Origin of the sequence: Pseudomonas sp. SD17-1 (genome assembly GCF_029201585.1) — a bacterium.
Lineage (GTDB): Bacteria > Pseudomonadota > Gammaproteobacteria > Pseudomonadales > Pseudomonadaceae > Aquipseudomonas > Aquipseudomonas palmensis.
Map to the genome: position 1 here is coordinate 2,658,104 of NZ_CP104044.1, position 25,861 is coordinate 2,683,964.

Sequence of the window (25,861 nt, forward strand, 5' to 3'; positions counted from 1 at the left end):
TGTTCATGAGGCGCTCCATCGCAGGGCAAACAGGGTCTGCCCGGGCAGTTCGAAACGTACCTGGCCGTGCTGGCAATCCAGTGCCGCGGCGCGTGGCTGGTTGTCCGGCCCGAACAGGGTGAGCGTGGCAGCGGCCTGCGGGCATCGGCTGGCCGGGGTGGCGAAGCTGACGTGTTGCAGGCGTTCGCCCTTGTTGACGCCCAGCAGGCTGCGCTGTGCGCCGCGTGCCATGGCCAGTGCATCGACCTCGAAGGCGTCGTTGTCCAGGTGCAGCACCTGGTCGAGCCAGTGCTGGGCGATGAACTGCTGGGCCAGGCCCACCGGCTTGAGTTCGAAGCGGTTGTTGCCCAGCACCTTGACCATGCCTTTGGGCCACTCGGGCTCGTCGGCGATGTGGAACCAGTTGAGCATGTCCAGCAGGCCGTCCTGGGAGGCATTGATGACCACCGAGGCCCACCATACGCCGGCATAGTGGGTGTTCTGCTCGTACAGGCTCAGGGTCGAGCCACTGGACAGGTTGGTCTGGTCGAGCAGCAGCGCCTTGCGCGGGCGACCGTTGGCGTCCAGCCCCACCAGTTCGGCGGCGCGGCGTACCGAGTCGCGGTAGGTGCGGGTGGCGAGCAGGTCGCGGACCATCCACTCGTGCCAGGCCATGGCGTCGATCTGCGGTTCGAATTCCTTGAGCAGGCGCCGTGCCCAGTCCAGGCCGACGCGCTGCGCCGCATCGCCGCGCAACGGGCCGTTGACCAGCCGCGAGCTGGCCGGCATGGCGATGCGCACGCCGGCTTCATGGGCGCCGGGGTAGGCGCGCACACGCTGGGCCATGGCCGCGAAGAAGGTGCGGTAGGTGGCGTAGTCGGCGTAGTTGAGGTTGGGTTCGTCGGCAAAGGCGATGTAATGCAGGCCCTTGCCGCCCAGGGCGACGCTGGTGGCCAGCCAGTCGTCCAGCGCGCCATCGTTGGCGCGGCTGCGCATCAGGTCGGACTTGCGCCCGGTGGCGGCCATCAGGGTGATGTCGTGGTGAATGCCGAAGCGCTCCTGGTACAGCTGGCGAAACGGCAGTTCGTAGCGCGGCTTGCGTGCCAGCACGTCGGCAAAGGTGTAGTAGCCGGCGGCCTGCAGTTGCAGCGCATCGATCACCGCATGGCTGGACGGTGGCGGCATCACGTAGGGCAGGTTGTTGCCCAGCCTGGGCGTGGGGCCCAGTACCTTGGCACTGCTGCGCAGGCTTACCTGGCCGTCGCGGTGCACCAGTGGGGCGAGGTCCTGGGGGCGCAGGGCGAACAGGTTGGCGCTGCCGTCCAGCCAGAAGGCCACCTTGCCGGTGCCTTCGAAGTTCAGGCGCCATGTCTGGTCCTGGGCGCTTGCGGGCAGGTTCACCTGATCGAACTGCCAGTAGGCCCGGTGTTCGAGCAGCGCCAGCCTGAGGCGCTTGCCATCGTCCACACGCTCCAGGGTCAGGTTGCGCACGCCGTCGTGATACTTGCCGGCAAGCACTGCCGTTTCACCGGCTTTGACGCGAAAGTACAGGGTGGTGGCGCGGTCTAGTTCGAGGCTGAAGTGCACCTTGGCGGGGGCGAACTGGGCGCTGGTGGTGTCGTCGTATTCGAGGCGGTAGCGCCTGAAACTGTAGCCGGGGATGGCCACCTGGTAGGTGCCGGTGCCGGCGGTGAGTGGCCAGCTCAGCTGGCCGCGGCCTTCATGGGGGGCAATGATGCGTTGCGCATCGAGCTTGCCGGTGGCGTCGAGCAGGTACACCTGTTCCTGGTTGGCATCGGCCTGCCAGGCCGGCACCCAGCTCAGTTGCAGCGGGGCGCTGCGCTGCGGCGCCAGGTACAGGCTGCCGTCGCGAATGTCCGGCCAGCGCAGGGTGGCGGCGTGGGCAGTGGCGGCCAGCAGCAGGCCGGGTAACAACATCCATGTACGTTTCATACCGTTCTCCGTTGCAGCATCTGGCGCAAAGGCAACAGATCGCTAGGCAACACAAACAAGGTCCGCAGCAACGGTACGCCGCTCAGCCTGCAGTACAGCACGAGCATGGCCACCGTCACCCCAAGGTAGGCGATGGAGGAGGCCAGGGCCGCACCCGCGATGCCAAAACGGGGAATCAGGACCACGTTGAGAATCAGGTTTGCCGCCGCGCCCACCCCCATCATCAGCGAGACCGCGCCGGGGCGATTCTTGCCCAGCAGGTCCAGGCGCAGGATGCTTGCGTAGCACAGGCCGAACAAGCCGGGAAGCAGTGCCAGCAGGGCCGGGTAGGCCGGCTGGTAGGCCGCGCCGAACAGGGTGACGATCAGCCATTCGCCCACCAGGGCCATGCTCAGGCAGGCCCCCAGCATCACGGTGGCAGTCAGGCGCAGGGCCAGCGGGGTGAGCTTGTCCATGCCGGCATCCTGCTGCAGCAGGCGCTTCATCAGCGGGGTGGTGACGGCCTCGGGGATGATCAGCAGCAGTTCGGCGGCGGCGCTGGCCATGGCGTAGTGCCCCAGGGCGGCGCTGCCCAGGAAGGCACTGATGAACAGGTAGTCCGAGCGCAGGATGACCTGCTGGAACAGCACGTCCGGGTGGCTGCGCGCACTGTAGGCCAGCAGCTCGCGCTGCCCGCCGCGGTTCCAGCACAGCGTGATGTCGTGCTGGCGGCCCAGCCACACCAGGCCCAGCAGCGCGACCAGCCCCAGGCCCAGCAGCCAACTGATCAGCGCGGCCTCCAGCGCCGCGTGCTGCCACATCCAGAACATGCCCACGAACAGCAGCAGCGGCACCAGCGATTCGGTCAGGCGCAGTGCGTTGAATGCGCCCACCCCGCCGGTGGCGTTGTGCAGGGTGAGCAGGCCGCTCTTGAGCACCGTCAGCGGCACCGCCAGCAGCAACAGCCAGGCCAGCAGGCCCAGTTGCAGGGTCACTTCCAGTTCAGTGCCGAATTCGCGCATCAGCGCCACGCAGATCAGGGTCAGCACCCCGGCCAGCAGGCACCCGTAGATCAGCACCTGGCTCAGCAGCAGGCCCATCGAGCGTTGCTGCGCCGCCTGATAGCCCACCGCGGTGTTCAGCCCGCCGCTGGTGGCGGCACTGATCAGGTCGGGCAGGGTGCTGAGCAGGGCGAACAGGCCGCGCTCGCTGGGCCCCAGGATGCGCGCCAGCAGCACGTTGCGCGCCAGGCGCAGGGCGATCATCGCCAGGCGTGTGCCCATGCTCAGCAGCAGGTGGCGCAGGTAGTTGCCTCGACTCATGAGCGGCCTCCGCGGCTGATGCGCCAGGCCAGCAGCGAGGGGCGGCTGGCGTTGCGCTGGCTCACGCCGATGCGCGGCAACGCCAGTGGGTCGTCATGACCCTGGCAGATCCCGGCGCGGGTGCTCAGGGCGAAGGGGTAGCGATGGGCGGCCAGGCGCGCGCGTACCCGGGCGTCATGGTCGCCGTTGGGGTAGCAGTACACCGGCAGCGGCTGCTGGCAGCCTTGCTGCAAGGCGTGGTGGCTGCGGCTGAGTTCTTCATCCAGGCGCTGGTTGTCCAGCCCCGGCAGCAGCGCGTGACTGGCCCCGTGCGGGCCGAAGCTGATCAGCCCGGAGCCTTCCAGTTCGCGTACCTGCTGCCAGTCCAGGGCCTGGGGCAGGGATTCGGCCGGGCAGGCGTCTGTCAGTTGATGCAGGGCGGCCGGGCTCAGGGTCTTGAGGCTTTGCAGGTAGCCGGCCAGCGTCTGGCTGCGGGCGTTGGGCCGCTGGTTCATGAAGTAGGCAGCCGGCAGCGGCCGGCCGATCTTGCGCAACGCTTCGATCAGGGTGTGGCGCGGGCCTTCGCCATGGCTGCCCCACAGGGTTTCGCCCAGGCTCTCCCACCAGAAGCGCTGGCGGCTGCCGATGTAGTCGGTGGACAGGAAGATGCTGGCCGGTACCTGGTACTGCTGCAGCAACGGGAACGCATTGAGCGCGTTGTCGCGCCAGCCGTCGTCGAAGGTCAGGGCAACCTTGGGGCGGCTGTCGCCCCTGGGCTGCTGATGGTCCTTGAGCAGGTCCATCAGGTGCACGCAATCGAAGTGCTGGCGCAGCCAGCGCAGCAGGCGCTCGAAGGCCTGCGGGCCCACGCACAGTTCGTTGCGATGGGGCAGGGCCGCGCTGGCGTCGTCGGCCAGCACCCGGTGCAGCATCAGGATGACCCCGGCGCCGCGCAGCTGGCTGCGGCCCTTCGGGGAGTGCAGGTACAACCAACCGCTGGCGCGCTTGAGACTGGTCTTGATCGGCATGAAGGCACTCATCGGGTCTGGTCGGGGTTCCATTGGTTGTAGCTGTGCCCGCGCAGGAACTGCCACAGGCCCACGCTCATGCCGGCCAGGGTCACCAGCACGAAGGCGGCCAGGCGAAACGGCTTGGGCAGGCGGTGGCCCTTGTCCAGCAGGCCGACCACGGCGATGGCATAACCCAGCAGCTGGGCGGCCAGGGTCAGGCGATAGAAACCGTGGCCGTCGAGCAGCCACAGGTTGGCCAGCAGCAGGGGCACCAGCAGCACGGGGGCCAGGCGGCGTACCAGCTTGTGGCTGATCAGGGCGATGGCGTAGAGCCCGTGGCGCAGCGGGTTGAGCAGTTCGCGCCGGGCCGCCAGGCTGATCAGCCCGCCGACGGTGACGCGCTGGCGGCGACTGAACTGGCGCTCGGCCTCGTCCACGCCGTAGTCCAGCACCCTGGCCTGGTCGACGTAGACCACGCGCTTGTGTGCCACCGGGGCGCAGGTATTGATGAAGAAGTCGTCGTTGACCCGGTCCGGGATCGGCTGGTACAGCTCGCGGCGCAGGGCCTGCAACGCACCGTCGGCCGACACCGTGCAGCCGGTGCGGCTTTCGACCCGGCGCAGCCAGGCTTCGTAGTGGCGGTACAGGCTCTCGCCCAGGCTCAGGCCCTTGCCTGCCACCGGGATGGTCATGTTGCCCACGGTGCCGCCCACCTCGGGGTCGGCGAAGGGCGCGAGCAGTGCGGCGAAGGTGCCCTCCACCCAGTGCACGTCGGCATCGGTGAACACCAGAATGTCGCCGCTGCAGTGCTCGACGGCGGCATTGAGCACGCGGTTCTTGCCCATCCGTGGCAGGTCCAGCACCAGGATGCGCGGGTCGTCGAAGGTGCGCGCCAGCGTCACGGTCTGGTCACTGGAGCCGTCGCTGGCCACCACGATCTGCAGGCTGGCGAGCGGACAGTCCTGCTCCAGCAGGTTGCGCAGCTTGTTCTCGATGTTGCGCGCCTCGTTGTGCGCCGCAACCACCACGCTGACCCGTTGCGGCGGCAGCGGCGGCGGGGTGTGCCGCGGGAACAGCGGCCCCACCAGTGTGAGCAGCAGCGGGTAGCCCAGCCAGGCATAGAAAGGCAACAGCAGGCAAAGCCAGAAAATGAACTCAGCCACGTGCGGGCCTCCTTGCGTTCCAGTTGAACAGGCTGAGCACGAAGGCCGCTCCAGCCAGGTGCAGGCGAACCCAGTGCAGGCCCCACAGTTGCAGGGTGAACACCGGGTCGCGGTGTTTGAGACTCTGGCGCAGGCTCAGCGCCAGCGCCGGCAGGCTGGTGAAGAACAGCAGCAGCATTGCCAGATGCGGAAAGCCGTCGAGCAGCGCGGACAATGCCAGCGCATCGAGCACCCAGGCCCCGAGGGACAGCAACGGGAAGCGCAGCAGGCGCAGGCTCGCGCCATTGCTGCGCAGCAGTTGCAGGTTGCTGCCCTGGCGCCACAGCTCCTTGCCCAGCCATTCGCTCCAGCTGCCCTCGTAGCCCCAGTGCAGTACCACCGGTGCGCGCAGGGCCAGCAGGCGGGCACCGGCCTGGGCCAGGCGCCAGGTGAAGTCCTTGTCTTCGCCGGTGCGCAGGGTTTCGTTGAAACCGCCCACCCGGTCGAACCAGTCGCGGCGCATCAGCAGGTTGGGGGTGGGCAGCCATTGCATGCTGTGCAGCGCCGGCCGGCCGGCGCGCAGTGTGCGTCGCTGCCAGGCGCGGGCGAACCAGGGCGCCTGGCGCGGGGTGTCGCAGTCCAGCGCGAATACATCGCCACGGCCCTGGGCATGCAGGTCCAGCAGCAGGCTCAGCCACTGCTCCGGCACCTCGATGTCGGCATCCAGAAACGCCACCCATTCCCCGGAGCTGGCCTGCACGCCCCGGTTGCGCAAGGCGCCGATGGTCAGCCCCGGCAGGTCGAGCACCTTGGCGCTGAGGTTACGGGCAATCTGCGGGCCATCGTCGGAGGAGCCGTTGTCCACCACGATCAGCTCGCAGTCCAGGCCGGCAAGGTCGGCGGCCCGACGCGCCGAGTGAAGGGTGCGGGCAATATGGCGTGCCTCGTTGAACATCGGCATCACGATACTGATCTTCATCCGGCCACCTGCACGGGGCGCGCCTGTTCGGCCTTGAGGCGCAGCACGCTGGAAAGCGCCAGCAGAATCCACAGGTACTTGTGGTTCGGCGCACTGAGGAACATCAGGAACAGGCCGATGGCAAGCATGCTGGTGGACAGGTGCGTGAGCATGTCGGCCTGCCCCTGATCACCCTTTTGCAGCCACAGGCGCCGTGCATGCCAGAGGTTGTACAGGGCCAGCATGACCATGCCGACGAATGCCAGGCCCGCCGGTACGCCGACTTCGCTGAAGATTTCCAGGTAGGTGTTGTGGGCACGGCGGTACAGGTCGCCGACCTTGCGGTTGGCCGAGAACGCCTTGGCGTAGCCGGTGGTGGCGTATTCCAGCGGGAAGGTACCGGGGCCGGTGCCCAGCAGCGGATGTTCGCGGATCATCTTGCTGCCCACCACGATGTAGGACGAACGCCGGCCCAGGGAGTCGTCCTTGTAGGCATTGACCCCGGACTTGAGCAAGGCCAGCGACTGGATACGCTCGATGTAGCTGGCCGGCATCACCGCGACCGCCACAGGCAGCACGATGGCCAGGCCGAGCATGGCGAAGCCCAGGTGGCGCGGGCGCAGGTGCGTGAGTTTTTCGCGGTAGTGCACCAGGCCGATCACCAGGCTGATGGCCAGCACCACCAGCCCGGAACGTGAGTTGGTCTTGGTCATGCCGGCCAGCAACAGCACCACGCAGGCCAGCCAGAACAGCCGCTGCAGGCGGTTGGGGCTGCTGAACACCAGCCACAGGGCCATGGGCACCGCGATGGCGATGAGCATGGCGAACACGTTGGGGTCTTCGAGCAGGCCCGAGGCGCGGCCTTCGTCCTGGTACTTGGCCGAGAACATCGCCATGGCACAGGTGACGCCCACGCTCAGGGTCACCAGGCGGTACATCATCGGCAGGTTGAGTTCGCGCCCGATCAGCAGGGTGAGCACGAACAGCACCAGGCCCACCGCCAGTTCGCGAAAGTGCCCCATGGACATCTCGCTGCTTTCACTGGCCAGAAAGCTCAGCAGGTAAAGCGCCATAAAGGCCAGCAGCAGGCGCCACATGGAGCTGCGCAGGCGTTCGCCCGGCAGTTGCCCCACGGCCAGTTGCAGCAGCAGCACCATGGCCAGCGCGGCGCCGATGAATTTCGAGGCGGTCAGCTCGCTGTCCTTGAACAGGCCCTCCAGCGGCACCAGGGTGATGATGGCCAGCAGGCCCCACGCCGGGCGGCGGTACAGCACCAGCACGCCCGCCAGGCCGATCACCGCGCCGGGGGCCAGGAACGGGTAGGGGCTGGCCAGCAGTACCACGCTGACGATCGCCAGCAGGCCGATCAGGGACAGGGGAATGATCATGCGCAGGTCTCCTTGGCCGCACCTGCCGTGCCGCGATAGACCTGGGCCCAGCGTTGCGCCAGCGTCGGCAGGTGATAACGTTCACGTTGGGTGCGTCGTGCCTGGGCGATCAGCTCGCCGGCCTGGGCCGGGTCGAGCATCAGCGCTTCGAGCTGGGCGGCCAGTTCGTCCACCGCCAGGGGCGGTGCCAGCAGCCCGCTGCGCCCGTGCTCGATCACGTCGGGGATGCCGCCGACACCAAAGGCCACCACCGGCACGCCATCCTGCATGGCTTCGAGCAGGATCATCGGGGTGCCTTCGGTGCGCGAGCTGATCACCAGCGCATCCAGGCGCGCCATCCATTGGCGCATGTCTTCCTGAAAGCCTGGCAGGCGGATGCGCTCGTGCAGCCCGGCGGCATCGACGCGGGCCTGCAGGGCTTCGCGTTCCGGGCCGTCGCCGAGCATCACCGCGTCCAGATGCGGGTGGCGCTGGCACAGCGGGATCAGCGTATCGAGGAACAGGTCAGGGCCCTTTTCGCTGCTCAGGCGCCCCACGTAGCCGGCCAGCCAGCGTTCGTGGCCGTGGGCATGGGCGGGCAGGGCGCCAGCATCCGGCAGGCCGTTGGGGATGACATCGAGCTTGCGCTGCGCCACGCCGGCACGCAGGTGGATCCGGCGGATGCTCTCGGCCACGCACACCACCTTGCCGATGGTGGCGGTGCGGCACAGTTGCAGGCTCAGCCAGGTGTACAGCCGCTGCTTGCGGCTGCTGGGGGTGAAGCCGTGCTGGGTGGCGACCATCGGCAGGCGCCACAGGGTGGCGCCCACCCAGCCGAACAGCATGCCCTTGAAGTTGTGGCTGTTGATCAGCGGCTGCTGGCTGCGGTACTGGTCCAGCGCCCGCAACACCTCGCCCAGCCCGTTGCAGGTGCGACAGTCCACGCCGGCGGCGGCAAACCGCGCCACCAGCGTCTGCGGCGCGCCCAGAAACAGCACCACGTGCTGTCCCGGGGTGGCCTGGCAGTGGTCCAGCAACATCCGTTCGGCGCCATAGAAGCCGCCACTGCCCAGCAGGTGGATGATCGGCCGCTGCGGGCTCATGGCTGCGTTCAATTGCGCACCCAGTGCACAAGCCGTGGCAGCGACCAGCCCTTGTGCGGGTTGTGCGTTTCCGGGGTCTGGTCGTTGATCACCAGCAGTACCGGCAAGCCCAGCTGCTGGGTGATCTGCGCCGGGTGCTTGAAGCGATGGTCGAAGAACTCGCGCACGTACACCAGAGCGATGCCCAGCAGCAGGCCGGTGAGCATGCCGAACGGAATGATCAGCATCGGTTTGGGAAAGGCCGGCTCGGCGGGCTCATAGGGCGCACTGAGAATCCGTGCGTTGGACACGTCACCCGACAGCAGGCGCTCGCCACGGGCTTCCTCGTAGCGCTGGGTGTAGGTGAAGAACGCCTTGTGCAGGGCATCGATCTCGGTATCCAGCTGACGCGCCTTGCTCTGGGTTTCCTGCAACTGGTGCACGCGGCTCTTGTAGTCGGCGATGCGCTGGGTTTTCTGCGCGATCACGTTCTGCACCACGGCCAGGTCCTTCTCGCGCTCCTGGATACGGTTGGCGACGATCTTGAGAAACTGCTGGCGGGTCTTGGCGATCTGCTCGCGCTGCAACAGCATCTGCTCGCTGCCGGGCTGGAACACTGCCAGGTCGCTGACGTAGGTCAGTACCTGGGTGGTCAGCTGCTCGCCCAGTTGCTTGATCTCGCGGTCCTCGAAGGCCACGTTGTCGACGGTCTGGGTGAAGGTGAAGGGGAAGGCGAAGTCGCGCATGTTGGCGTTGCTGGCCGCAGCCAGGCTGGTCTTGAGGTATTCCAGCCACTGCTGGCTCTGCAGCAGGCGATCGCGGTACTGGTTGAGTGCCTGTTCCTCAGTGTTGATGGCATTGAGGCGGAAGGTGATCTCTTCCTTGGGGTCGGACGAGCCGATGCCTTCGAGCATGCCCAGGCGCTTGCTTTCCAGGTCATCCATGCGCACCTGGTACTGCATCTTCTTCTGCTCGTAGAACTCCTGCGGCAGTTCGTTGGACTGCAGGTTCTGGCGGTTGCGCAGGTAGTTGTCGAGCAGACGGCTGACAAACAGCGTACCGACCTTGGGGTCGGGGAAGCTGTAGGTGATCGATACCACGTTGGAGCCGGGCAGGGTCTCGATCTTCAGGTCCTTGATCGCGTCGTCGGTCAGGGTGTCGAGCTGGGTATCGCGTACCGGGTCGACCTCCAGCCCGAACAGGCTGCGCACCGGGTTGACCACATACTCGCGCAGCGGGTTGACGATCAGGCTGCGGATCGGCCCGAACACCAGGCGCTGCAGCAGGCCGGGGGGCACGTCATACAGGCCCTCGTCGCGCAGCTGGGTGATGGTCTGGCGGATCAGCGTGGGTGAACGCAGGATGTTGCTCTCGGTCTCCATGTCGGCCAGCGAAGGCGGAATGAACTTGTCGGTCTCCTGAGCCAGGGCGGTGTTGGTATCGCTCTGGGAGAGCTTTTTCGACTGCACGATCACTTCGGCCGTGATGTCGAAGCTCTGCTTGAGCACCAGCGGCAGCAACAGGGCAATCACTGCGAACACCAGGAATACCCGCTTCACCAACTGACGGTTGGCGAAGAGGATCCTGAAGAATTCATGCAGGTAGTTTTCTTTGGTAGTCATGCGCGTGCACCTGCCTGGGTTTAGTTATCGCTGTCTTTGTTGTCGACGCGGTAGGAGAAGCTGAAGCCCACCCCCTGGAACAGCACCACGTCGGCCAGTTGCCGGGCCAGTTCGCCGGCGCTGGCCAGCTTGGTCTTGGGCACGTAGAGCATGTCGTCGGGCTGCAGGTAGGCCACCTGCGCGGCGCTGGCGTCCAGGGCCTTGTCGACGTTGTAGGGCACGGCCTGCACCTGGTTGCCGTTGCGCCGCATGATCACCACCGAGTCGAGCCGGGCCTTGAGGCTGGGCCCGCGGGCCAGGGTCAGGGCTTCGAGCACCGATACCGGGCGCCGGATCGGATAGGCGCCGGGCTGGGCCACCTCACCGAGCACATAGATCTCGTTGACCGCAGTGGACTTGAGCATCACGTCCACCGTCATGCGCCCGGGCAGGTCGGCGTAGCGCTTGTTGAGGAAGGTCTGCAGCTGGGTGACGGTCATGCCCTGCAGCGGCACGGCGCCCACCTCCGGAAAGCTGGCCTGGCCGTCGGTGCCCACGGTGATCTCGCGGCTCATGCCGGTGGCGGGGTGGTTGAGTGCGCTCTTGAGGTTCTGTTCGTTGGTCAGCGGGCTGATCACCTGCACGGTCATCTGGTCGCGGTTGGGCTGGAACAGGCGCTTGTTGCGGTAGGCCTGCTGGATGGCCTGGCGCGCTTCGTCCGGGGTCATCCCGGCGACGTTCACCGAGGTGTTGGCCCGTGGCAGTTCGATGGTGCCATCGGGCAGCACCAGCTGGTTGCCGTTGAGCGAGCTGGCCGCAAGGAAGCCCAGGCCGACGGTGTCACCGGGCTGGATGCGATAGGCCTGCGAGCCGCTGGTGCTGATATGGAAGATCACATCGAGCACGTCCCCCGGGCGCAGCGCCTGCTCGCCGCGTGGCAGCTCGGTGTCCTGGGCGTTGGCCGCGTTGGCAGTCATGATCTGCACCGGCATCTGGCGTGGCTCCTGGCTGGTGCAGGCTGCCAGAGGCAGCAGCGCCAGCAGGGCGAACAGTTTCACATTCATAGCGTCATCCTTAGCCTGGCTGCTCAGAGATTGTTGTAAAGCCATTTGGGCATGTAGTAGCGGCGTCGGTTGAACACGCTGCCGATCAGCTTGGCGCCGGCCTGGGTCAGGCGCTGGGCGGCGGCCTGGGCGACCTCCCAGCGGGTGTCCTCGGCGGTGACCACCAGGATCACGCCATCGACCAGGGTGCCGATCACCAGGCTGTCGACGCTGGAGTACACCGCCTCGCCGTCGATGACCACGAAGCGGTAGTGCGCGCTGAGCTGGCTCAGCAGGGCACGCAGGCGGTCCGGGTTGAGGCGTTCGTTGCCACGCCGGTACTGGCCGCACGGCAACATGTCGAAAGGCTGGTCTGACACCCGCACCAGGCAGTCCTGCAGCACGGGCGGGGTGTCCTGCTCGAACAGCAGGTCGCGAAAGCCGGGCAGCTTCTGCAGGCCCATCTGCTGGGTCAGGCTGTTGCTGGTAGGGCTGCTGTCCACCAGCAGTACCGGTCCGCCGCTCATCAGCGTCAGCTGCTTGGCGAAGGCCAGCGCACTGGTGCTGGTACCGCTGCCGGTATTGGCCGCGGTCAGCAGCAGCACGCGCTGCTCCTGGTCCAGCACGGTGGACGTCAGGTTGGTTTCGCTGGGGGTGGCGATGGTCAGACTTCTCGAAGTAGAACCGTCCATTCAACTTGCTCCGTGGCCGCTGAAGACTTTGAAGGGGGTCTTGAGCAGGATCTTCAGGTCCAGGCTCAAGCTCTGTTCGGCGATGTAACTCAGGTCAAGCTCGACCCGCTGGTCGAAGTCGATGTTGCTGCGCCCCGAGATCTGCCACAGGCCGGTCATGCCGGGGTAGATGCTCAGGCGCGCCAGGTGGCTGTCCTTGTAGCGATAGGCGTTGAAGGAGGTCGGGCGAGGGCCCACCAGGCGCATTTCGCCGCGGATCACGTTGAACAGGTTGGGCAGCTCGTCCAGGCTGCTGCGCCGCAGGAAGCTGCCGATGCGGGTTACGCGCGGGTCCTTGTCGATCTTGAAGTCGATGGCGTCGGCGCCGTGCTTGTTCAGGTGGCGCACCGACTCCTTGAGGTCCTCGGCGTTGGCGACCATGGTGCGGAACTTGTACATGCCGAAGCTGCGCCCGCGGTAGCCGGTGCGCTGCTGCACGAAGAACACCGGGCCGGGGCTGCTCAGCTTGACCAGCACGGCCAGCACCAGCAGCAGCGGTGAAATCAACAGCACGATCATCAGCGCACCGATGAACGACAGTACGCGGTTGGTGCGCGACAGCGTCCACGGCCGCCCGCCGGCGCGCCCGGTCATCCAGCCACGGCCCTGCATGTGAATCGCCGCATCGATGCGCATGCGGTGATTGGGGTCCATGCGTTTGTCCTGGCGCAGGGCCTGGGTTTCAGCACTTTTCTGTTGGCCTGTCATACCACCCTCCGTTGATGCTCGGGCGCGGCAACCGGCGTTTGCCCGATGGACCGCACAGCGTCGTCGGGCGTGTGCGCGTAATAATCGACGAACCAGGCGACGAAGCGGCGCAGCCCTTCGTCCAGCGAGATGCACGGGGTGAAGCCGGTGGCCTGGGCCAGGGCACTGGCATCGGCGCAGGTGTCCAGCACGTCACCTGGCTGCAGGGGCAGCAACTCGACCTGGGCGGTGCGCTGCAGGTGTTTTTCCAGCAGCGCCACGTAGTCGGTCAGGGCCACCGGCCGTTGCCCGCCGATGTTGTAGATGCGCCAGGGCGCGTGGCTGCTGGCCGGGTCGCTGGCCAGGCGGTCCCAGGCCGGGTCGCTGACCGGGGCCAGCGGGATCAGGCGCACCAGGCTTTCGACGATGTCGTCGATGTAGGTGAAGTCGCGCTGGTGCTGGCCGTAGTTGAACAGCTTGAGCGGGTGGCCCTGGCTGATGGCCTGGGCGAACTGGATGGGCGACATGTCCGGGCGCCCCCAGGGGCCGTACACGGTGAAAAAGCGCAGCCCGGTGGTGGGGATGGCGAACAGGTGGCTGTAGCTGTGGGCCATCAGTTCGTTGGCCTTCTTGCTCGCGGCGTACAGCGACAGCGGATGGTCCACTGCGTCCTGCACGGCATAGGGTGTGCGCTGGTTGCTGCCGTACACCGAGCTTGAGGAGGCATACAGCAGGTGCTGCACCGGATGGCGGCGGCAGGCCTCGAGCATGTTGAGGAAACCCACCAGGTTGCTGTCCACGTAGGCGCGCGGGTTGTCCAGCGAATAGCGCACCCCGGCCTGGGCGGCCAGGTGGATCACCACCTCGGGGGCGAACTCGGCGAACAGCGCCTCGATGCCTGGGCCGTCGGCCAGGTCCAGGCGGCGCAGGTCGAAATCGCCGGCCTGGGCCTGGACCCAGCGCACGCGGTCTTGCTTGAGCGCGGGGTCGTAGTAGTCGTTGAAATTGTCCAGGCCCACGACCTGATGGCCGTCGCGCAACAGGCGCAGTGTGCAGTGTGCGCCGACGAAGCCGGCCGCACCGGTGACCAGTATTCTCATGGCGCCGATACCTGCGGTTGTACCTGGCGCAGGCCGATGCCGCTGTAGGTCAGGCCGAAGGTTGCCACCTGTTCGGGGCTGTAGAGGTTGCGTCCGTCGATGATCAGGCGTTGGCGCAGCTTTTGCGCCAGCAGGTTGAAATCCACCACGCGGAAGGTCTTCCACTCGGTGCAGATCACCAGCGCATCGGCATCTTCCAGGGTGTCGTCACGGGTGGCGCACAGTTGCAGGTCGTCGCGGTAGCCATACAGGCGCCGGCATTCGGCCATGGCTTCGGGGTCGAAGGCGCGCACCGTGGCGCCCTCGGCCCACAGCGCCTCCATCAGGTAGCGGCTGGGGGCTTCGCGCATGTCGTCGGTATTGGGTTTGAAGGCCAGACCCCACAGGGCGATGGATTTGCCCTTCAGGCTGCCGGGGAAGCTGCGCTTGAGCTTGCTGAACAGGATCTGGCGCTGGCTGTCGTTGATTTCGCTCACGCTCTGCAGCAGGCGCAGCGGCATGCCGCTGTGTTCGGCGGTATGCAGCAGCGCACGCAGGTCCTTGGGGAAGCACGACCCGCCAAAGCCACAGCCCGGGTAGATGAAGTGGTAGCCGATGCGTGGGTCCGAGCCGATGCCCTTGCGCACCGATTCGATGTCGGCGCCGAGGAACTCGCTGAGGTTGGCCAGTTCGTTCATGAAGCTGATGCGCGTGGCGAGCATGGCGTTGGCTGCGTACTTGGTCAGCTCGGCGCTGCGGTTGTCCATGAACATGAGCTTTTCATGATTGCGGCAGAACGGCGCGTACAGCTCGGACAACTGCTGCTGGGCCTGGTCATCGGCGGTACCGACGATGATCCGATCCGGGCGCATGCAGTCGGCCAGGGCGCTGCCTTCCTTGAGAAACTCGGGGTTGGAGACCACGCGCACCTGCAGTTGATGCTTGCCCAGCCGGTCGAGCTCCTCGCGGGCGAGCGCGGCCACCTTGTCGGCGGTGCCCACCGGCACGGTGGACTTGATGATCAGGGTGCGGTGCGCCCCCATCAGGCCGGCGATCTGCCGGGTGACGCCCAGCACGTGGGAAAGGTCGGCCGAGCCGTCTTCGTCCGGTGGGGTGCCGACTGCAATGAAGATCAGCTCGGCGTGGGCGACGGCATCGCTGGCCTGGGTACTGAACGACAGCCGACCTTCCTTGATGTTTTCCTCGAGCATGCCCGACAGGCCAGGCTCATGAATAGGTGGAACACCTTGTCGCAACTGACTGATTTTATGGGCGTCTACATCGACACAAAGTACCCGGTGACCTACGTCAGCCAAGGCGGCAGCTTGCACAAGTCCGACATAACCGGTGCCAAATACGCTCACATCCATGCTGGCGTGCCTCGTATGGAGTAATGAAAGTGAAACAGCGGGTGTGAATTCGGTATAGACCAGCTGAGCCGGTTTGTGTCAAACCTATGGCATGTATCTGTAGAGTTACAGGTGGTAGGAGTTCCACTGTTTTGCCATCAACCCTTTTCCAATCCGTACCTTAGCGTCGAAATGGGCTGGCACTTGGCCGGTTGTCAATGCGATGAACGGTCGTAGCCCGCGTAAAACGTGGCTCGTGGAATGTGGGTTGTTTCGCGAATGCATCAGATTCCCGCTTGAAAAACGTCATAATCGGCGCCCTGCATTTCGTCATTTTTTTGACAAACTGTGGTTTGCGCTTTGTCGGCATCCTGCTACCGTGTGGGAAACCTCAGTGGGCTGGGGGGAAACATTTCTGGCGGGGAAGTCATGCGCGTTTACATCAAGGGACTGTTGCTGCTGGTCTACCTTCTGAGTTTCCATGCGTACTACCTCGAGCGTCTCGAGGCGATCGGGCTGGGGGTGGCACTGGTGTTGTATGCCGGTGTGTTCGTGCTGCTGGTGGCTGCCCTGTGGCTGTGCGCGAACATACGCCAGGGCCTGGTGCGCTGGCTGTTTGCAGTGGGGTTCTGTGCCAGCGCGGTGTTTTTCGACGCCTATACGCGCATAACCGCCGAGTACCTCACCTACAGCGCCTTCGTTTCGATGGTGTATTCGGGTGGGTTCATCGGCGAGGCGCTTGAGCAGTACCACAGCGTGATCCTGGGGGTCGCGGCCAAGGGGCTGCTGTTGCTGCTGGGGCTGGGCCTGCGCCCGGACCCGGTGCAGCGGCTGCCCGGCACCCTGGCGTGGGCCGCACCGCTGCTGGGCCTGGCGCTGTTGACCGGCATCCTGTTCGTGCGTGCCGGCGAGGGCGCACGCGGCCTGCCGGTGATGTACACGCCGCTGGCCTACCTGAACCTGTTCCTCTACGAATCGCTGCACGACAGCGTGGGCCCGCGCCAGCCAGTGACACTGGCGCGCAGCGGCCCGCCATTGGCGCGCGATATCGTGCTGATCATCGACGAGAGCGTTTCGGGCAACTACCTGGACCTCAATACCCCCAACGGGGTCACCAGCAACCTCACCCACCCCCAGCCGGGGGCCAGCATCTTCAACTACGGCTATGCCGCCTCCATCGCCAATTGCAGCGCCGACACCAACGTCACGCTGCGCTACGGCGGCACCCGCAGCGATTACCTGCGCATCAACTCGACCCTGCCGTCGATCTGGCAGTACGCCAAACAGGCCGGGCTTGGCACCGTCTACATCGACAGCCAGCGCACCGGCGGCAACCTGCAGAACCTGATGGATGCCACCGAAAAGCGCGACATCGACCAGTTCATCCAGTTCGATACCACCCCGGTGCGCGACCGCGACATGGCCGCACTGCAAAAGCTCGTGGAGCTGCTGGGCGACGGCAAGCCGCAACTGATCGTGATCAACAAGGTGGGGGTGCATTTTCCGGTGCACGACAAGTACCCGGATGCGTTCATGACCTACACGCCGGCGTTGCCGCGGGGCCACTATGCCGACATCGCCGATACCGGTCAGCGCGACGGGTTCAGTGGTACCCCGCAGGACTGGGTGCTGTACCGCAACTCGTACAAGAACAGCGTGCTGTGGAGCGTGGGCGAATTCTTCAAGCGCCTGTTTGCCCAGGCCGACCTGAGCCAGGCGGTGATCATCTACACCTCCGACCATGGCCAGGACCTGCATGAACGCGGCAACCCGGGGCTCAACACCCACTGTGGCGAGAACCCGGTGGAGGAAGAGGGCCTGGTGCCGCTGGTGGTGATCCAGGGCCAGGGCCTGAAGACCCTGGACTGGCAGGCGCAACTGGCGACCAACAAGGACCGCTCCAGCCACTACAACATCTTTCCCACGCTGCTGCAGTTGCTGGGGTATGACGCCGCGGCGGTCGAGCCGATCTACGGACACGCGCTCAACGTGCCGACCAACGATCCGTTCAGTTTCAACTACCGCTTCAATGCACGCCTTGGTGCCAAGCCCGAGTTCAAGCATATCGACCTGGACGTGGTGGTCACACCGGGGCCGCAGGGCATGCCGGTGGGCACGGCCCAGTGAGCTGACCGGCCCGATGCCTCAGGAACCGGAGGCCGGGCACCCGGCCCGGGTGTCATCGGCCGCCTGGGCTATGAGCCCTGCAAGGCGCGCCACGTTGCGTTGCTGGGCTGCTACCAGCTCGGCAATCCCGGTGCCCGCCGCACTGCGTACCAGGCTGTGGCAGCGCAGGGCGGGGCGGTTGGCATCGCCGCCCAGCGTACGCAGGCGCCAGCGCGCCTCAAGCAGGGCGTATTGCCCGGGTACCGAGTCGAAGCGCTGCACCTCCAGGCGCAGGCCCAGGGTGCGCGGTGCATTGCTGTTGAGCTGGCCGCTCAAGGCGCTGCGCAGTTCATCCACCAGGCTGGCGCCCCACCATTCACTGTCGAGCACCGCCAGGCCGCTGTCGCCCTGACGCACGACAATCTGCTCGCGGTCGACCTGGGGCGGCACGCTGATGGACTCTATGCGTACGTCTACCGCACGGGTCGCCCCGGCCTGTAGCTGCGCAGGCACCAGGGTGTGGTAGTGCACCGGCTCGCTGCGACAGGCCGCCAGCAACAGCGCGATGCCAAGCAGCGAAGGTTTGAGCAGATAGGTCATGGGGCGGGCTCCAGTGCTCATTGGCGCGAGGAAGGTTGCAAGGCATCGGCAGGGGCATTGTCGGGCCGCCCGCGCAGCAGCGACTCGGGGTTGCGCTTGAGGTAGTCGGCCAGCTCGCGCATCGAGCGCGTCATGCGGCCCAGGTCGTCCAGGGTCTGCGACAGCTGCTCGCGCTGTGGCGAGTCGTCGGCCAGGGTCGCATTGGCACTCTTGAGCGTGGTGCTCATGTCCTGCAGGGTGCCCTCGATGCCGGGCAGGGTCTTGCCGTTGAACTGCTTGAGCGCCTTGCGCAGCTCCACCAGGTTGGCGTCCAGGTTGCCGGCGATGCGTTCGATGGGCAGCTTGTTGATCTTCTCGACCATGGCCTGGAACTGCTCCTGCAGTTGCTCCAGGCTGCTGGGGATGGTCGGGATGGTGATGGGGCGCGCGGTCGGGTCGAAGGTCACCTTGGGCGCCTTGGGGTAGAAATCCAGGGCGATGTACAACTGCCCGGTCAACAGGTTGCCGCTGCGGGCCTGGGCGCGCAGGCCGTTGTCGATGAAGGTGCCCATCAGGCGGACGCCGGCCTGTTCATCGTCAGGGTTGTGATTGAGCACCTTGAGCATCTTGGTATGCGCCTGGCCCAGGCGTTGCGGGTAGATCACGATGCCCACATTCACCGGAAAAGTGCGGGTCTTGGCGTCGAAGTCGAGGTTGATGGCGACTACCCGGCCGAATTCCATGCCCAGGAACTCCACCGGTGCGCCCACCTTGAGCCCGCGCAGCGACTGGTCGAAGCGCAGCGCCAGGTACTGCGCCTTGCCCGCCGGCGGGGCGAGGGCTGCGGGGCGGTCGTCGAACAGCTCGAAGGTCTTGTCCTCGGCTGCCGGCTGGTCGTCGGGGCTGTAGTCCGGGGCCCTGAAGGCCACGCCGCCGACCATCAGCGACGACAGCGACTCGGTGCGCAGGGCAAAGCCGTTGGCACCCACCTCGACATCCACGCCGCTGGCGTTCCAGAACCGCGTGTTGTCGGTGACGAAGGCATCGTTGGGGGCGTGCACGAACACTTCGACATTGACCCCTTTGCCGTTGGCGTCCAGCGCGTACGACACCACCTGGCCGACCTGGATCTTGCGGTAGTACACCGGCGAGCCGACGCCCAGCGAGCCGAGGTCGGAGGCATGCAGGTTGAAGCGCTTGCCGGGTTCGCCGTAGGTGATTGGCGGTGGTGTCTCCAGGCCGGTGAAGGTCTTGGCGCGGGTGTCCGACTGCCCGGCATCGGCGCCGATGAAGTCACCGGAGAACAGCGTGTCGATACCCGTTACGCCGCCCGCACCGATGCGCGGGCGCACCACCCAGAACAGCGAGTCCTGGCGGGTGAAGTTCTCGGCCTGCTTGACCAGCTTGATGGTGGCGGTGACGCTCTTCTGGTCCTGGCTGAGCTCCACTTCGCTGACCTGGCCGATCACCACGTTGCGGTACTTCACTGCTGTCTTGTTGGCCTCCAGCCCCTGGCCGGTCTTGAAGGTGACCTGGATACTGGGGCCTTCCTGCAGCCAGTTGTGCACCACCAGCGAGATGCCCACCAGCACTGCCACGATCGGCACGATCCACACCAGCGACACGCTGAAGCGCCGGGTCTGCACCGCCGGGCGAGCCGGTTGTGCCGCGCTGTGGTTGCTGTCTTCACTCATGCGCGGGTTCCTTGCCGTTGGGCGGTTGCCAGATCAGGCGGGGGTCGAAGCTCATGGCCGCGAGCATGGTGAACACCACCACCATGCCGAAAAACAGAATGCCCAGGCGCGGCTCGATGTCGCCCAGGGCCTGGAACTTGACCAGTGCGGCAACCAGCGCCACCACGATCACATCGAGCATCGACCAGTAGCCGATCAGCTCGACGAAGCGGAACAGCTTCGAACGCTGGCGCTGGGCCCAGGTACTGCCGCGCTGCACCGTCACCAGCAGCAGGCCCAGGGCCACGAACTTGGTGGCCGGCACCGCGATGCTGGCGATGAAGATGATCAGTGCGATGTCCCATGAGCCATGGGCCCAGAACTCGAGCACGCCGCTCATGATGGTGCTGTCGTCGCCGGCACCGAACAGCTTGGTGTTCATCACCGGCAGCAGGTTGGCCGGGATGTAGAACACCAGGGCGGCGATCAGGTACGCCCAGGTTCGGGTCAGCGACTCGGGCTTGCGCTCATGCAGCGGCGCTGCGCAGCGAGGGCACTGGGTGGGGTGGTCGCGGTTGTCGCAGGCCAGCCCGCAGGCATGGCACAGCACCAGGCCCAGCTCGCTGGCCAGCGGCGGCGCGTTCAAGACAGGTACACCCACAGGTCGCGGATATCGCGCCCGGCCAGGCGGATCATCAGCAGGCTCAGGGCGGCCAGGGCGATCAACCCCAGGCCTGGCAGCACATCGAGCAGCCCGGCCAGCTTGAACACCGCCACCATCGACCCCAGCAGGCACACCTCCAGCATGCTCCACGGGCGCAGGGTTTCCAGCCAGCGCATGCACAGGCTGAAGGCCGGCGAGCGGCGTCGGCCCAGGGCATGCACCAGCACCCACAGCAGCAGCAACAGCTGGAACATCGGCGCGATGATGATCGCGATGGCGGCCACCAGGGCGATGAAGGTGATCGGCCCGGTGGCCAGGGCGCGCACCGAGTCCCATAACGTGGCGCTGTTGTGCAGGCCTTGCAGGCTGATGCTCATCACCGGGTAGAAGTTGGCGAACATCCACAGGATCGCTGCAGTGAGGCTCAGCGCCAGGCGCTGCTGTACATCCAGGCCGTTATGGCGCTGCAGCACGGCGCCGCAACGCAGGCATAGCGCTTTCTGGTGTTTGGCGAGCTCGACCCGTTCATACACGCAGTCGCAGTGTTCGCAGATGATCAACCGATCGGTGCTGGCCACGCTTGGCACTCGCAACAGGGACTAGCTCAATATAGAAGCGCATGGCAATTGAGCAAATCGGCGCCGTTGAGCCATGGTCTATGCTTGACCCTTTGACCCCTTCCAACGCCGCTTTGCAGGAGGCCTGCGCATGCCTACGCGTCGCCGTTTTCTCGCCACCAGTGCTGCCCTGGCCGCTGGCCTGGGGCTGCTGCTGAGCCGCCCGCACGCCCTGGCGCAGCCCCACACGGCGCTGCTCGAGCGCAAGGTGCCGTCCACCGGCGAGGCCTTGCCGGTGATCGGCGCCGGCACCTCGGGCAGTTTCGAGGTGACGGCGGGTTCCCCCGAGTACCAGCAGCTCAAAGCGGTGCTGCAGGTGTTCTTCGACGGCGGCGGCCGGGTCATCGATACCTCGCCCAACTATGGCGGCGCCGACGCGATACTGGGCCAGTTGCTGGAGGAGGGCGGTTGGCGCGAGCGCACCTTCCTGGCCACCAAGATCGCCGCCGACAGCCAGGCTGCGGCGCAGGCGCAATGGGCTCAGACGCTGCGCAGCCTGCGCACCGACAAGGTCGATCTGCTGCAGGTGCACAACCTGCGCGACTGGCAGCGCCAGCTGCCCTACGCCCGTGAACTCAAGGCCCAGGGCAAGACCCGTTACGTGGGCGTTACCCATTACACCGATGGCGGGCTGGACGAACTGGAGCGCATCCTGCGCCGCGAGCCGCTGGACTTCATCCAGATCCACTATTCGGTGAATGCACCTGGCGCCGCGCGCACGGTGCTGCCGCTGGCACAGGACAAGGGCGTGGCGGTACTGATCAACCGCGCCTTCGACGACGGCAGGCTGTTTGCCAGGGTCAAGGGCCAGCCGTTGCCGGGCTGGGCCAGCGAAGCCGGCATCGGCAGTTGGGCGCAGCTGTTTCTCAAATTTGCCCTCAGTCACCCGGCAGTGACGACCGTGATCCCGGCCACCAGCCGCCCGGACCGTCAACGCGACCAGCTCAAGGCCGGCAGTGGCGCGTTGCTCGACACGGCCCGGCAGCAGGCGCTGATCAAGATGTTCGGCTGATGCGCCTGCTGGGCCGGCTGTTCACCTTTCACGACGACGAAACCCCGGCGGTGGTGGGCGGCCTTGCGCTGTTCTTCCTGCTGTTCGCCGGCTATTTCATGCTGCGCCCGGTACGCGAGACCATGGGGGTGGCCGGCGGCGTCGACAACCTTCAATGGCTGTTCACCGGCACCTTCATCGTCACCTTGCTGGCATTGCCGCTGTTCGGCTGGGTGGTGGCGCGGGCCCGGCGGCGCAGGATCCTGCCCTGGACCTACGGCTTTCTGGCAAGCAACCTGCTGGCCTTCGCCCTGGTGTTCGCGGTGCAGCCCGACAACCTGTGGGTGGCCCGGGCGTTCTACATCTGGCTGTCGGTGTTCAACCTGCTGAGCATCTCGCTGGCCTGGAGCGTACTGGCCGACCTGTTCAGCAACGAGCAGGCCAAGCGCCTGTTCGGGTTGCTGGCAGCCGGTGCGAGCCTGGGCGGGCTGGTGGGGCCGATACTGGGTACCCTGCTGGTGGGCGTGGTCGGGCATGCCGGGCTGGTGCTGCTGGCCACGCTGTTTCTGCTGGGCAGCATCGGCGCGGCAACCTACCTGCAGCGCTGGCGCGACCGTGCGCCCTTGCCGGCGGAGGCCGAACACCCGCGCTCCCGGCCGCTGGGCGGCAACCCGTTCGCCGGGGCCGGCGAGGTGCTTCGCTCGCCCTACCTGTTGATGCTGGCGCTGTTCGTGGTGCTGCTGGCCAGCATCAGTACCTTCCTGTACTTCGAGCAGGCGCGGCTGGTGGCACAGACCTTTACCGACCGCACCCGCCAGACCCAGGTGTTCGGCCTGATCGACACCGTGGTGCAGGCGCTGGCGATCCTCACCCAGTTGTTTTTCACAGGGCGGATCGCGCGGCGCATGGGGGTGGGCGTGTTGCTGGTGGCGGTGCCGCTGGTGATGGTGGCCGGCTTCCTGTGGCTGGCCCTGGCCCCGGTGTTTGCGGTGTTCGTGGTAGTGATGGTGGTGCGCCGTGCGGGGGAGTATGCGCTGGTACGGCCGGGGCGCGAGATGCTGTACACCGTGTTGCCGGCCGAGCAGAAGTACCGCGCCAAGAACTTCATCGACACGGTGGTCTATCGCGGTGGCGATGCGCTCAGTGGTTGGGTCAAGCGCGGGCTGGATGTGCTGGGTGAGCACCCGCAACTGGCGATGCTGATCGGGGCGGGGATTGCGCTGGGGTGGGCGGCTACCGGGGGCTGGCTGGGTAGACGGCAGCGGCGATTGGAGCAACGCAATTGAACGGTGTTGGCTTGCTTCGCCGGCAAGGCCGGCTCCTACAGGGGGTTGCGCCGTTCACAGAACCCCGTAGCAGCCGGCCTTGCCGTGCAGTCAGTCGAGCACTGCCACCGGTTCCGGGTTGCGGCTCACCCACCATCCAAACCCGGCGGCGGTAAAGAACATGATCAGGCTGTACAGCGCCGCCGGAATGGCCATGGTCGAGTTGTTGAGCAGGGTCGGGCTCAGCGCCAGTGCAATCGCCAGCGTACCGTTGTGGATGCCGATCTCCATGCCGATGGCGATGGCCTGGCGCTTCGGAATCTTCAGTATCCGCGGCACATAGTAGCCCAGCCCCAGACTCACCAGGTTGAACAACAGCGCGGCTGCGCCTACCAGGGGCGCGTACTCGACCACGGTGGCCCAGTCTTTCATCAGCGCCAGCATCACCGTGCCGGCCAGAAACAGCGCCGCCACCAGCTTCATCGGTTTCTCCATGCGCGCCGCGAAGGCCGGGGTCAGGCGCCGCACCAGCATGCCCAGCGCCACCGGCACCAGCACGATGGCAAACACCTGCAGCACCTTGGCGAACTGCAGCGGGATGGCCTGGTCGGCGCTCATGAAGTAGCTCAGCGACAGGTTGACCAGCAGCGGCATGGTCAGGATCGCGATCAGCGAGTTCACCGCCGTCAGCGTGATGTTGAGCGCCACGTCACCGTGCGCCAGGTGGCTGAACAGGTTGGCGGTGGTGCCACCGGGCGAGGCCGCCAGCAGCATCAGGCCGACCGCCAGGGCCGGTGCCAGGCCAAAACCGTTGGCAATCAGAAAGCAGATGAAGGGCAGCAGCAGGATCTGGCACACCAGGCCGATGACCACCGGCTTGGGGTATTTCACCACCCGGGCGAAGTCGGCCAGGGTCAGCGAAAGCCCCAGGCCGAACATGATGATGCCCAGCGCAACGGGCAGGAAGGCGGTCAGCAATGGCGAAGCGGTCATGGCAGCAACTCGCAGAAAAGAGGTGTCGGCATTCTAGGCCACCAGATCGCCATGTGCTGCTGGGGAGGCCTCGTAGATACAAGTCTTTACGAAAAGGTGCGCAGCGTGCACCGGGCAGGTTGCGCGCACCGTTATGGGGCAAATGCATGCACCGCTCGGGTCGCCCGCCGCGCTCAAGGGGCGTGGCAGAGCGATTCCCGGGCGTTGGGCACAGCCCTTGCTAAAGTCTGTTGAAAGGCCCGGGTACTGGAAGACAGCAGCCAATTAGAAGAAGCCGTTACGAACACGGCGAGGAGTGGGGTATGTCCGGAGCTTTTTTTGACGAAATGTATGCCGCAGGGGGCCAGTGTCGCCCGCATTACCGCGAGTTTGCCCGCTGGCTGGCGGACACGCCGCTGGAACTGCTGGCGCAGCGCCGCCGCGAAGCCGACCTGCTGTTCCACCGCGCAGGCATCACCTTCACGCTCTACGGTGACGAGCAGGGCACCGAACGCCTGATCCCGTTCGACATCATTCCGCGCAGCATCAAGGCCAGCGAATGGCAGGTCATCGAGCGTGGCTGCATCCAGCGGGTGCAGGCACTGAACATGTTCCTGGCCGATATCTACCATGAACAGCGCATCCTCAAGGCCGGCATCATCCCGGCCGAGCAGGTGCTGGCCAACGAGGGCTACCAGGTGGCCATGCGTGGCCTGGGGCTGCACAGGGGCCTCTATGCGCATATCGCGGGGGTGGACCTGGTGCGCGATGGCGACGGCAGCTACTACGTGCTCGAGGACAACCTGCGCACCCCCAGCGGCGTGAGCTACATGCTCGAAGACCGCAAAATGATGATGCGCCTGTTCCCCGAGCTGTTCGCCGCCCAGCGCATCGCGCCCATCGACCATTACCCCAACCTGCTGCTCGACACGCTCAGGAGCGCCAGCCCGCTGGACAACCCCACGGTGGTGGTGCTGACCCCGGGGCGCTTCAACAGTGCGTACTTCGAGCATGCGTTCCTGGCCCGCGAAATGGGGGTGGAACTGGTGGAAGGCGCCGACCTGTTCGTGCGTGACGACCGCGTGTTCATGCGCACCACCTGCGGCCCGCAGCCGGTGGACGTGATCTACCGCCGGCTGGATGACGCCTTCCTCGACCCGTTGACCTTCAACCCCGAGTCGATGCTCGGGGTGCCCGGCCTGATTGCCGCCTACCGCCTGGGCAACGTGGTGCTGGCCAATGCGGTCGGCACCGGGGTGGCGGACGACAAGTCGATCTACCCCTACGTGGGCGAGATGATCCGCTTCTACCTGGACGAAGCGCCGATCCTGAAGAACGTGCCCACCTGGCAGTGCCGCAAGCCGGCCGAGCTGTCCCATGTGCTGGCCAACCTGGAGCACCTGGTGGTCAAGGAAACCCAGGGTTCGGGCGGCTACGGCATGCTGGTGGGGCCGGCGTCGACGGCAGCGCAGATCGAAGCGTTCCGCCTGCGCCTCAAGGCTCGCCCGCAGGACTACATCGCCCAGCCCACCTTGTGCCTGTCCACCTGCCCGACCTTTGTCGAAAACGGCATTGCCCCGCGCCATATCGACCTGCGCCCGTTCGTGCTGTCGGGCAGCCAGACCCGCCTGGTGCCCGGCGGCCTCACGCGGGTGGCGCTGCGCGAAGGCTCGCTGGTGGTCAACTCGTCGCAGGGCGGCGGTACCAAGGACACCTGGGTGGTGGAGGACTGA

22 protein-coding genes are annotated in these 25,861 nt (G+C 66.1%); 4 read left to right on the forward strand and 18 right to left on the reverse strand.

Annotated elements, in window-relative coordinates; translation table 11 throughout:
* Window positions 1-3: 3 nt before the first annotated feature.
* The 13 genes from N0B28_RS12115 to N0B28_RS12175 are packed head-to-tail and all read right to left on the reverse strand — an operon-like array spanning window position 4 to window position 15,282.
* Entirely contained in the window at window positions 4-1,932 is a 1,929-nt protein-coding gene (locus N0B28_RS12115; RefSeq protein ID WP_104572485.1) for a hypothetical protein, read from the reverse strand.
* Window positions 1,929-3,233: an oligosaccharide flippase family protein gene (locus N0B28_RS12120; RefSeq protein WP_054914457.1), complete on the reverse strand. Its 1,305-nt coding sequence runs from the start codon at window positions 3,231-3,233 to the stop codon at window positions 1,929-1,931. Before N0B28_RS12120 ends, N0B28_RS12115 begins: the two co-directional genes overlap by 4 nt.
* The gene (locus N0B28_RS12125) at window positions 3,230-4,240 is read right to left on the reverse strand and encodes a polysaccharide deacetylase family protein (RefSeq protein WP_100632867.1); all 1,011 of its coding nucleotides are present in this window, start codon (window positions 4,238-4,240) and stop codon (window positions 3,230-3,232) included. Before N0B28_RS12125 ends, N0B28_RS12120 begins: the two co-directional genes overlap by 4 nt.
* A gap of 8 nt (window positions 4,241-4,248) precedes the next feature.
* On the reverse strand, window positions 4,249-5,385 hold the full coding sequence (locus tag N0B28_RS12130) for a glycosyltransferase (RefSeq protein ID WP_275731920.1): 1,137 nt from the start codon (window positions 5,383-5,385) through the stop codon (window positions 4,249-4,251).
* Window positions 5,378-6,343: a glycosyltransferase gene (locus N0B28_RS12135; protein WP_078481199.1), complete on the reverse strand. Its 966-nt coding sequence runs from the start codon at window positions 6,341-6,343 to the stop codon at window positions 5,378-5,380. The genes N0B28_RS12130 and N0B28_RS12135 overlap by 8 nt, the downstream gene beginning before the upstream one ends.
* Window positions 6,340-7,710 (reverse strand): O-antigen ligase family protein, encoded by a 1,371-nt coding sequence (locus tag N0B28_RS12140; RefSeq protein ID WP_054914458.1) that lies wholly within the window; start codon window positions 7,708-7,710, stop codon window positions 6,340-6,342. The genes N0B28_RS12135 and N0B28_RS12140 overlap by 4 nt, the downstream gene beginning before the upstream one ends.
* Window positions 7,707-8,792 (reverse strand): glycosyltransferase family 4 protein, encoded by a 1,086-nt coding sequence (locus N0B28_RS12145; protein ID WP_078481197.1) that lies wholly within the window; start codon window positions 8,790-8,792, stop codon window positions 7,707-7,709. The genes N0B28_RS12140 and N0B28_RS12145 overlap by 4 nt, the downstream gene beginning before the upstream one ends.
* An 8-nt stretch (window positions 8,793-8,800) precedes the next feature.
* Window positions 8,801-10,393 carry a GNVR domain-containing protein gene (locus N0B28_RS12150; RefSeq protein ID WP_043860605.1) on the reverse strand — a complete coding sequence of 531 codons (1,593 nt, stop codon included), beginning with the start codon at window positions 10,391-10,393 and terminating at the stop codon, window positions 8,801-8,803.
* 20 nt (window positions 10,394-10,413) lie between these two features.
* Window positions 10,414-11,436 (reverse strand): polysaccharide biosynthesis/export family protein, encoded by a 1,023-nt coding sequence (locus tag N0B28_RS12155; RefSeq protein WP_043860606.1) that lies wholly within the window; start codon window positions 11,434-11,436, stop codon window positions 10,414-10,416.
* Between the two features lie 23 nt (window positions 11,437-11,459).
* Complete coding sequence (locus N0B28_RS12160; protein WP_043860607.1) at window positions 11,460-12,107, reverse strand: CpsD/CapB family tyrosine-protein kinase; 648 nt, start codon at window positions 12,105-12,107, stop codon at window positions 11,460-11,462.
* Complete coding sequence (locus N0B28_RS12165; RefSeq protein WP_043860608.1) at window positions 12,108-12,854, reverse strand: sugar transferase; 747 nt, start codon at window positions 12,852-12,854, stop codon at window positions 12,108-12,110.
* Window positions 12,851-13,933 carry an NAD-dependent epimerase gene (locus N0B28_RS12170; RefSeq protein ID WP_043860609.1) on the reverse strand — a complete coding sequence of 361 codons (1,083 nt, stop codon included), beginning with the start codon at window positions 13,931-13,933 and terminating at the stop codon, window positions 12,851-12,853. Before N0B28_RS12170 ends, N0B28_RS12165 begins: the two co-directional genes overlap by 4 nt.
* Entirely contained in the window at window positions 13,930-15,282 is a 1,353-nt protein-coding gene (locus tag N0B28_RS12175; RefSeq protein WP_078481194.1) for a UDP-glucose/GDP-mannose dehydrogenase family protein, read from the reverse strand. The genes N0B28_RS12170 and N0B28_RS12175 overlap by 4 nt, the downstream gene beginning before the upstream one ends.
* A gap of 408 nt (window positions 15,283-15,690) precedes the next feature.
* On the opposite strand from N0B28_RS12175, the gene N0B28_RS12180 reads away from it, so the two are divergent.
* Entirely contained in the window at window positions 15,691-17,388 is a 1,698-nt protein-coding gene (locus N0B28_RS12180; RefSeq protein ID WP_058540222.1) for a sulfatase-like hydrolase/transferase, read from the forward strand.
* A gap of 18 nt (window positions 17,389-17,406) precedes the next feature.
* On the opposite strand, the gene N0B28_RS12185 is transcribed toward N0B28_RS12180, so the two are convergent.
* The 4 genes from N0B28_RS12185 to N0B28_RS12200 are packed head-to-tail and all read right to left on the reverse strand — an operon-like array spanning window position 17,407 to window position 20,861.
* Window positions 17,407-17,967: a PqiC family protein gene (locus N0B28_RS12185; RefSeq protein WP_043860612.1), complete on the reverse strand. Its 561-nt coding sequence runs from the start codon at window positions 17,965-17,967 to the stop codon at window positions 17,407-17,409.
* A gap of 17 nt (window positions 17,968-17,984) precedes the next feature.
* Window positions 17,985-19,640 carry an MlaD family protein gene (locus tag N0B28_RS12190; protein WP_078481192.1) on the reverse strand — a complete coding sequence of 552 codons (1,656 nt, stop codon included), beginning with the start codon at window positions 19,638-19,640 and terminating at the stop codon, window positions 17,985-17,987.
* The gene (locus N0B28_RS12195; protein ID WP_043860614.1) at window positions 19,633-20,265 is read right to left on the reverse strand and encodes a paraquat-inducible protein A; all 633 of its coding nucleotides are present in this window, start codon (window positions 20,263-20,265) and stop codon (window positions 19,633-19,635) included. Before N0B28_RS12195 ends, N0B28_RS12190 begins: the two co-directional genes overlap by 8 nt.
* Window positions 20,262-20,861, reverse strand: coding sequence for a paraquat-inducible protein A (locus N0B28_RS12200; protein WP_043860615.1), 600 nt, complete (start codon window positions 20,859-20,861; stop codon window positions 20,262-20,264). The genes N0B28_RS12195 and N0B28_RS12200 overlap by 4 nt, the downstream gene beginning before the upstream one ends.
* Window positions 20,862-20,991: 130 nt before the next feature.
* Between N0B28_RS12200 and N0B28_RS12205 the strand changes: the two genes are divergently transcribed.
* Window positions 20,992-21,912, forward strand: a complete 921-nt coding sequence (locus N0B28_RS12205) for an aldo/keto reductase (RefSeq protein WP_043860616.1) — start codon at window positions 20,992-20,994, stop codon at window positions 21,910-21,912.
* Complete coding sequence (locus N0B28_RS12210) at window positions 21,912-23,177, forward strand: MFS transporter (protein ID WP_054914466.1); 1,266 nt, start codon at window positions 21,912-21,914, stop codon at window positions 23,175-23,177. The genes N0B28_RS12205 and N0B28_RS12210 overlap by 1 nt, the downstream gene beginning before the upstream one ends.
* Window positions 23,178-23,267: 90 nt before the next feature.
* Here N0B28_RS12210 and N0B28_RS12215 read toward each other — a convergent pair whose 3' ends face one another.
* The gene (locus N0B28_RS12215; protein ID WP_054914467.1) at window positions 23,268-24,149 is read right to left on the reverse strand and encodes a bile acid:sodium symporter family protein; all 882 of its coding nucleotides are present in this window, start codon (window positions 24,147-24,149) and stop codon (window positions 23,268-23,270) included.
* A 302-nt stretch (window positions 24,150-24,451) separates the two neighbouring features.
* Between N0B28_RS12215 and N0B28_RS12220 the strand changes: the two genes are divergently transcribed.
* Complete coding sequence (locus tag N0B28_RS12220) at window positions 24,452-25,861, forward strand: circularly permuted type 2 ATP-grasp protein (RefSeq protein WP_275731928.1); 1,410 nt, start codon at window positions 24,452-24,454, stop codon at window positions 25,859-25,861.

Excerpts from the sequence above, each read along its gene's own strand:
- N0B28_RS12145 (WP_078481197.1), bottom strand. The coding sequence starts at position 8,792 with ATGAGCCCGCAGCGGCCGATCATCCACCTGCTGGGCAGTGGCGGCTTC.
- N0B28_RS12180 (WP_058540222.1), top strand. The coding sequence starts at position 15,691 with ATGCGCGTTTACATCAAGGGACTGTTGCTGCTGGTCTACCTTCTGAGT.
- N0B28_RS12160 (WP_043860607.1), bottom strand. The coding sequence starts at position 12,107 with ATGGACGGTTCTACTTCGAGAAGTCTGACCATCGCCACCCCCAGCGAA.
- N0B28_RS12220 (WP_275731928.1), top strand. The coding sequence starts at position 24,452 with ATGTCCGGAGCTTTTTTTGACGAAATGTATGCCGCAGGGGGCCAGTGT.
- N0B28_RS12205 (WP_043860616.1), top strand. The coding sequence starts at position 20,992 with ATGCCTACGCGTCGCCGTTTTCTCGCCACCAGTGCTGCCCTGGCCGCT.
- N0B28_RS12115 (WP_104572485.1), bottom strand. The coding sequence starts at position 1,932 with ATGAAACGTACATGGATGTTGTTACCCGGCCTGCTGCTGGCCGCCACT.
- N0B28_RS12165 (WP_043860608.1), bottom strand. The coding sequence starts at position 12,854 with ATGACAGGCCAACAGAAAAGTGCTGAAACCCAGGCCCTGCGCCAGGAC.
- N0B28_RS12215 (WP_054914467.1), bottom strand. The coding sequence starts at position 24,149 with ATGACCGCTTCGCCATTGCTGACCGCCTTCCTGCCCGTTGCGCTGGGC.
- N0B28_RS12210 (WP_054914466.1), top strand. The coding sequence starts at position 21,912 with ATGCGCCTGCTGGGCCGGCTGTTCACCTTTCACGACGACGAAACCCCG.
- N0B28_RS12150 (WP_043860605.1), bottom strand. The coding sequence starts at position 10,393 with ATGACTACCAAAGAAAACTACCTGCATGAATTCTTCAGGATCCTCTTC.
- N0B28_RS12120 (WP_054914457.1), bottom strand. The coding sequence starts at position 3,233 with ATGAGTCGAGGCAACTACCTGCGCCACCTGCTGCTGAGCATGGGCACA.
- N0B28_RS12125 (WP_100632867.1), bottom strand. The coding sequence starts at position 4,240 with ATGCCGATCAAGACCAGTCTCAAGCGCGCCAGCGGTTGGTTGTACCTG.
- N0B28_RS12185 (WP_043860612.1), bottom strand. The coding sequence starts at position 17,967 with ATGACCTATCTGCTCAAACCTTCGCTGCTTGGCATCGCGCTGTTGCTG.
- N0B28_RS12175 (WP_078481194.1), bottom strand. The coding sequence starts at position 15,282 with ATGGATGTGAGCGTATTTGGCACCGGTTATGTCGGACTTGTGCAAGCT.
- N0B28_RS12190 (WP_078481192.1), bottom strand. The coding sequence starts at position 19,640 with ATGAGTGAAGACAGCAACCACAGCGCGGCACAACCGGCTCGCCCGGCG.
- N0B28_RS12135 (WP_078481199.1), bottom strand. The coding sequence starts at position 6,343 with ATGAAGATCAGTATCGTGATGCCGATGTTCAACGAGGCACGCCATATT.
- N0B28_RS12170 (WP_043860609.1), bottom strand. The coding sequence starts at position 13,933 with ATGAGAATACTGGTCACCGGTGCGGCCGGCTTCGTCGGCGCACACTGC.
- N0B28_RS12140 (WP_054914458.1), bottom strand. The coding sequence starts at position 7,710 with ATGATCATTCCCCTGTCCCTGATCGGCCTGCTGGCGATCGTCAGCGTG.
- N0B28_RS12155 (WP_043860606.1), bottom strand. The coding sequence starts at position 11,436 with ATGAATGTGAAACTGTTCGCCCTGCTGGCGCTGCTGCCTCTGGCAGCC.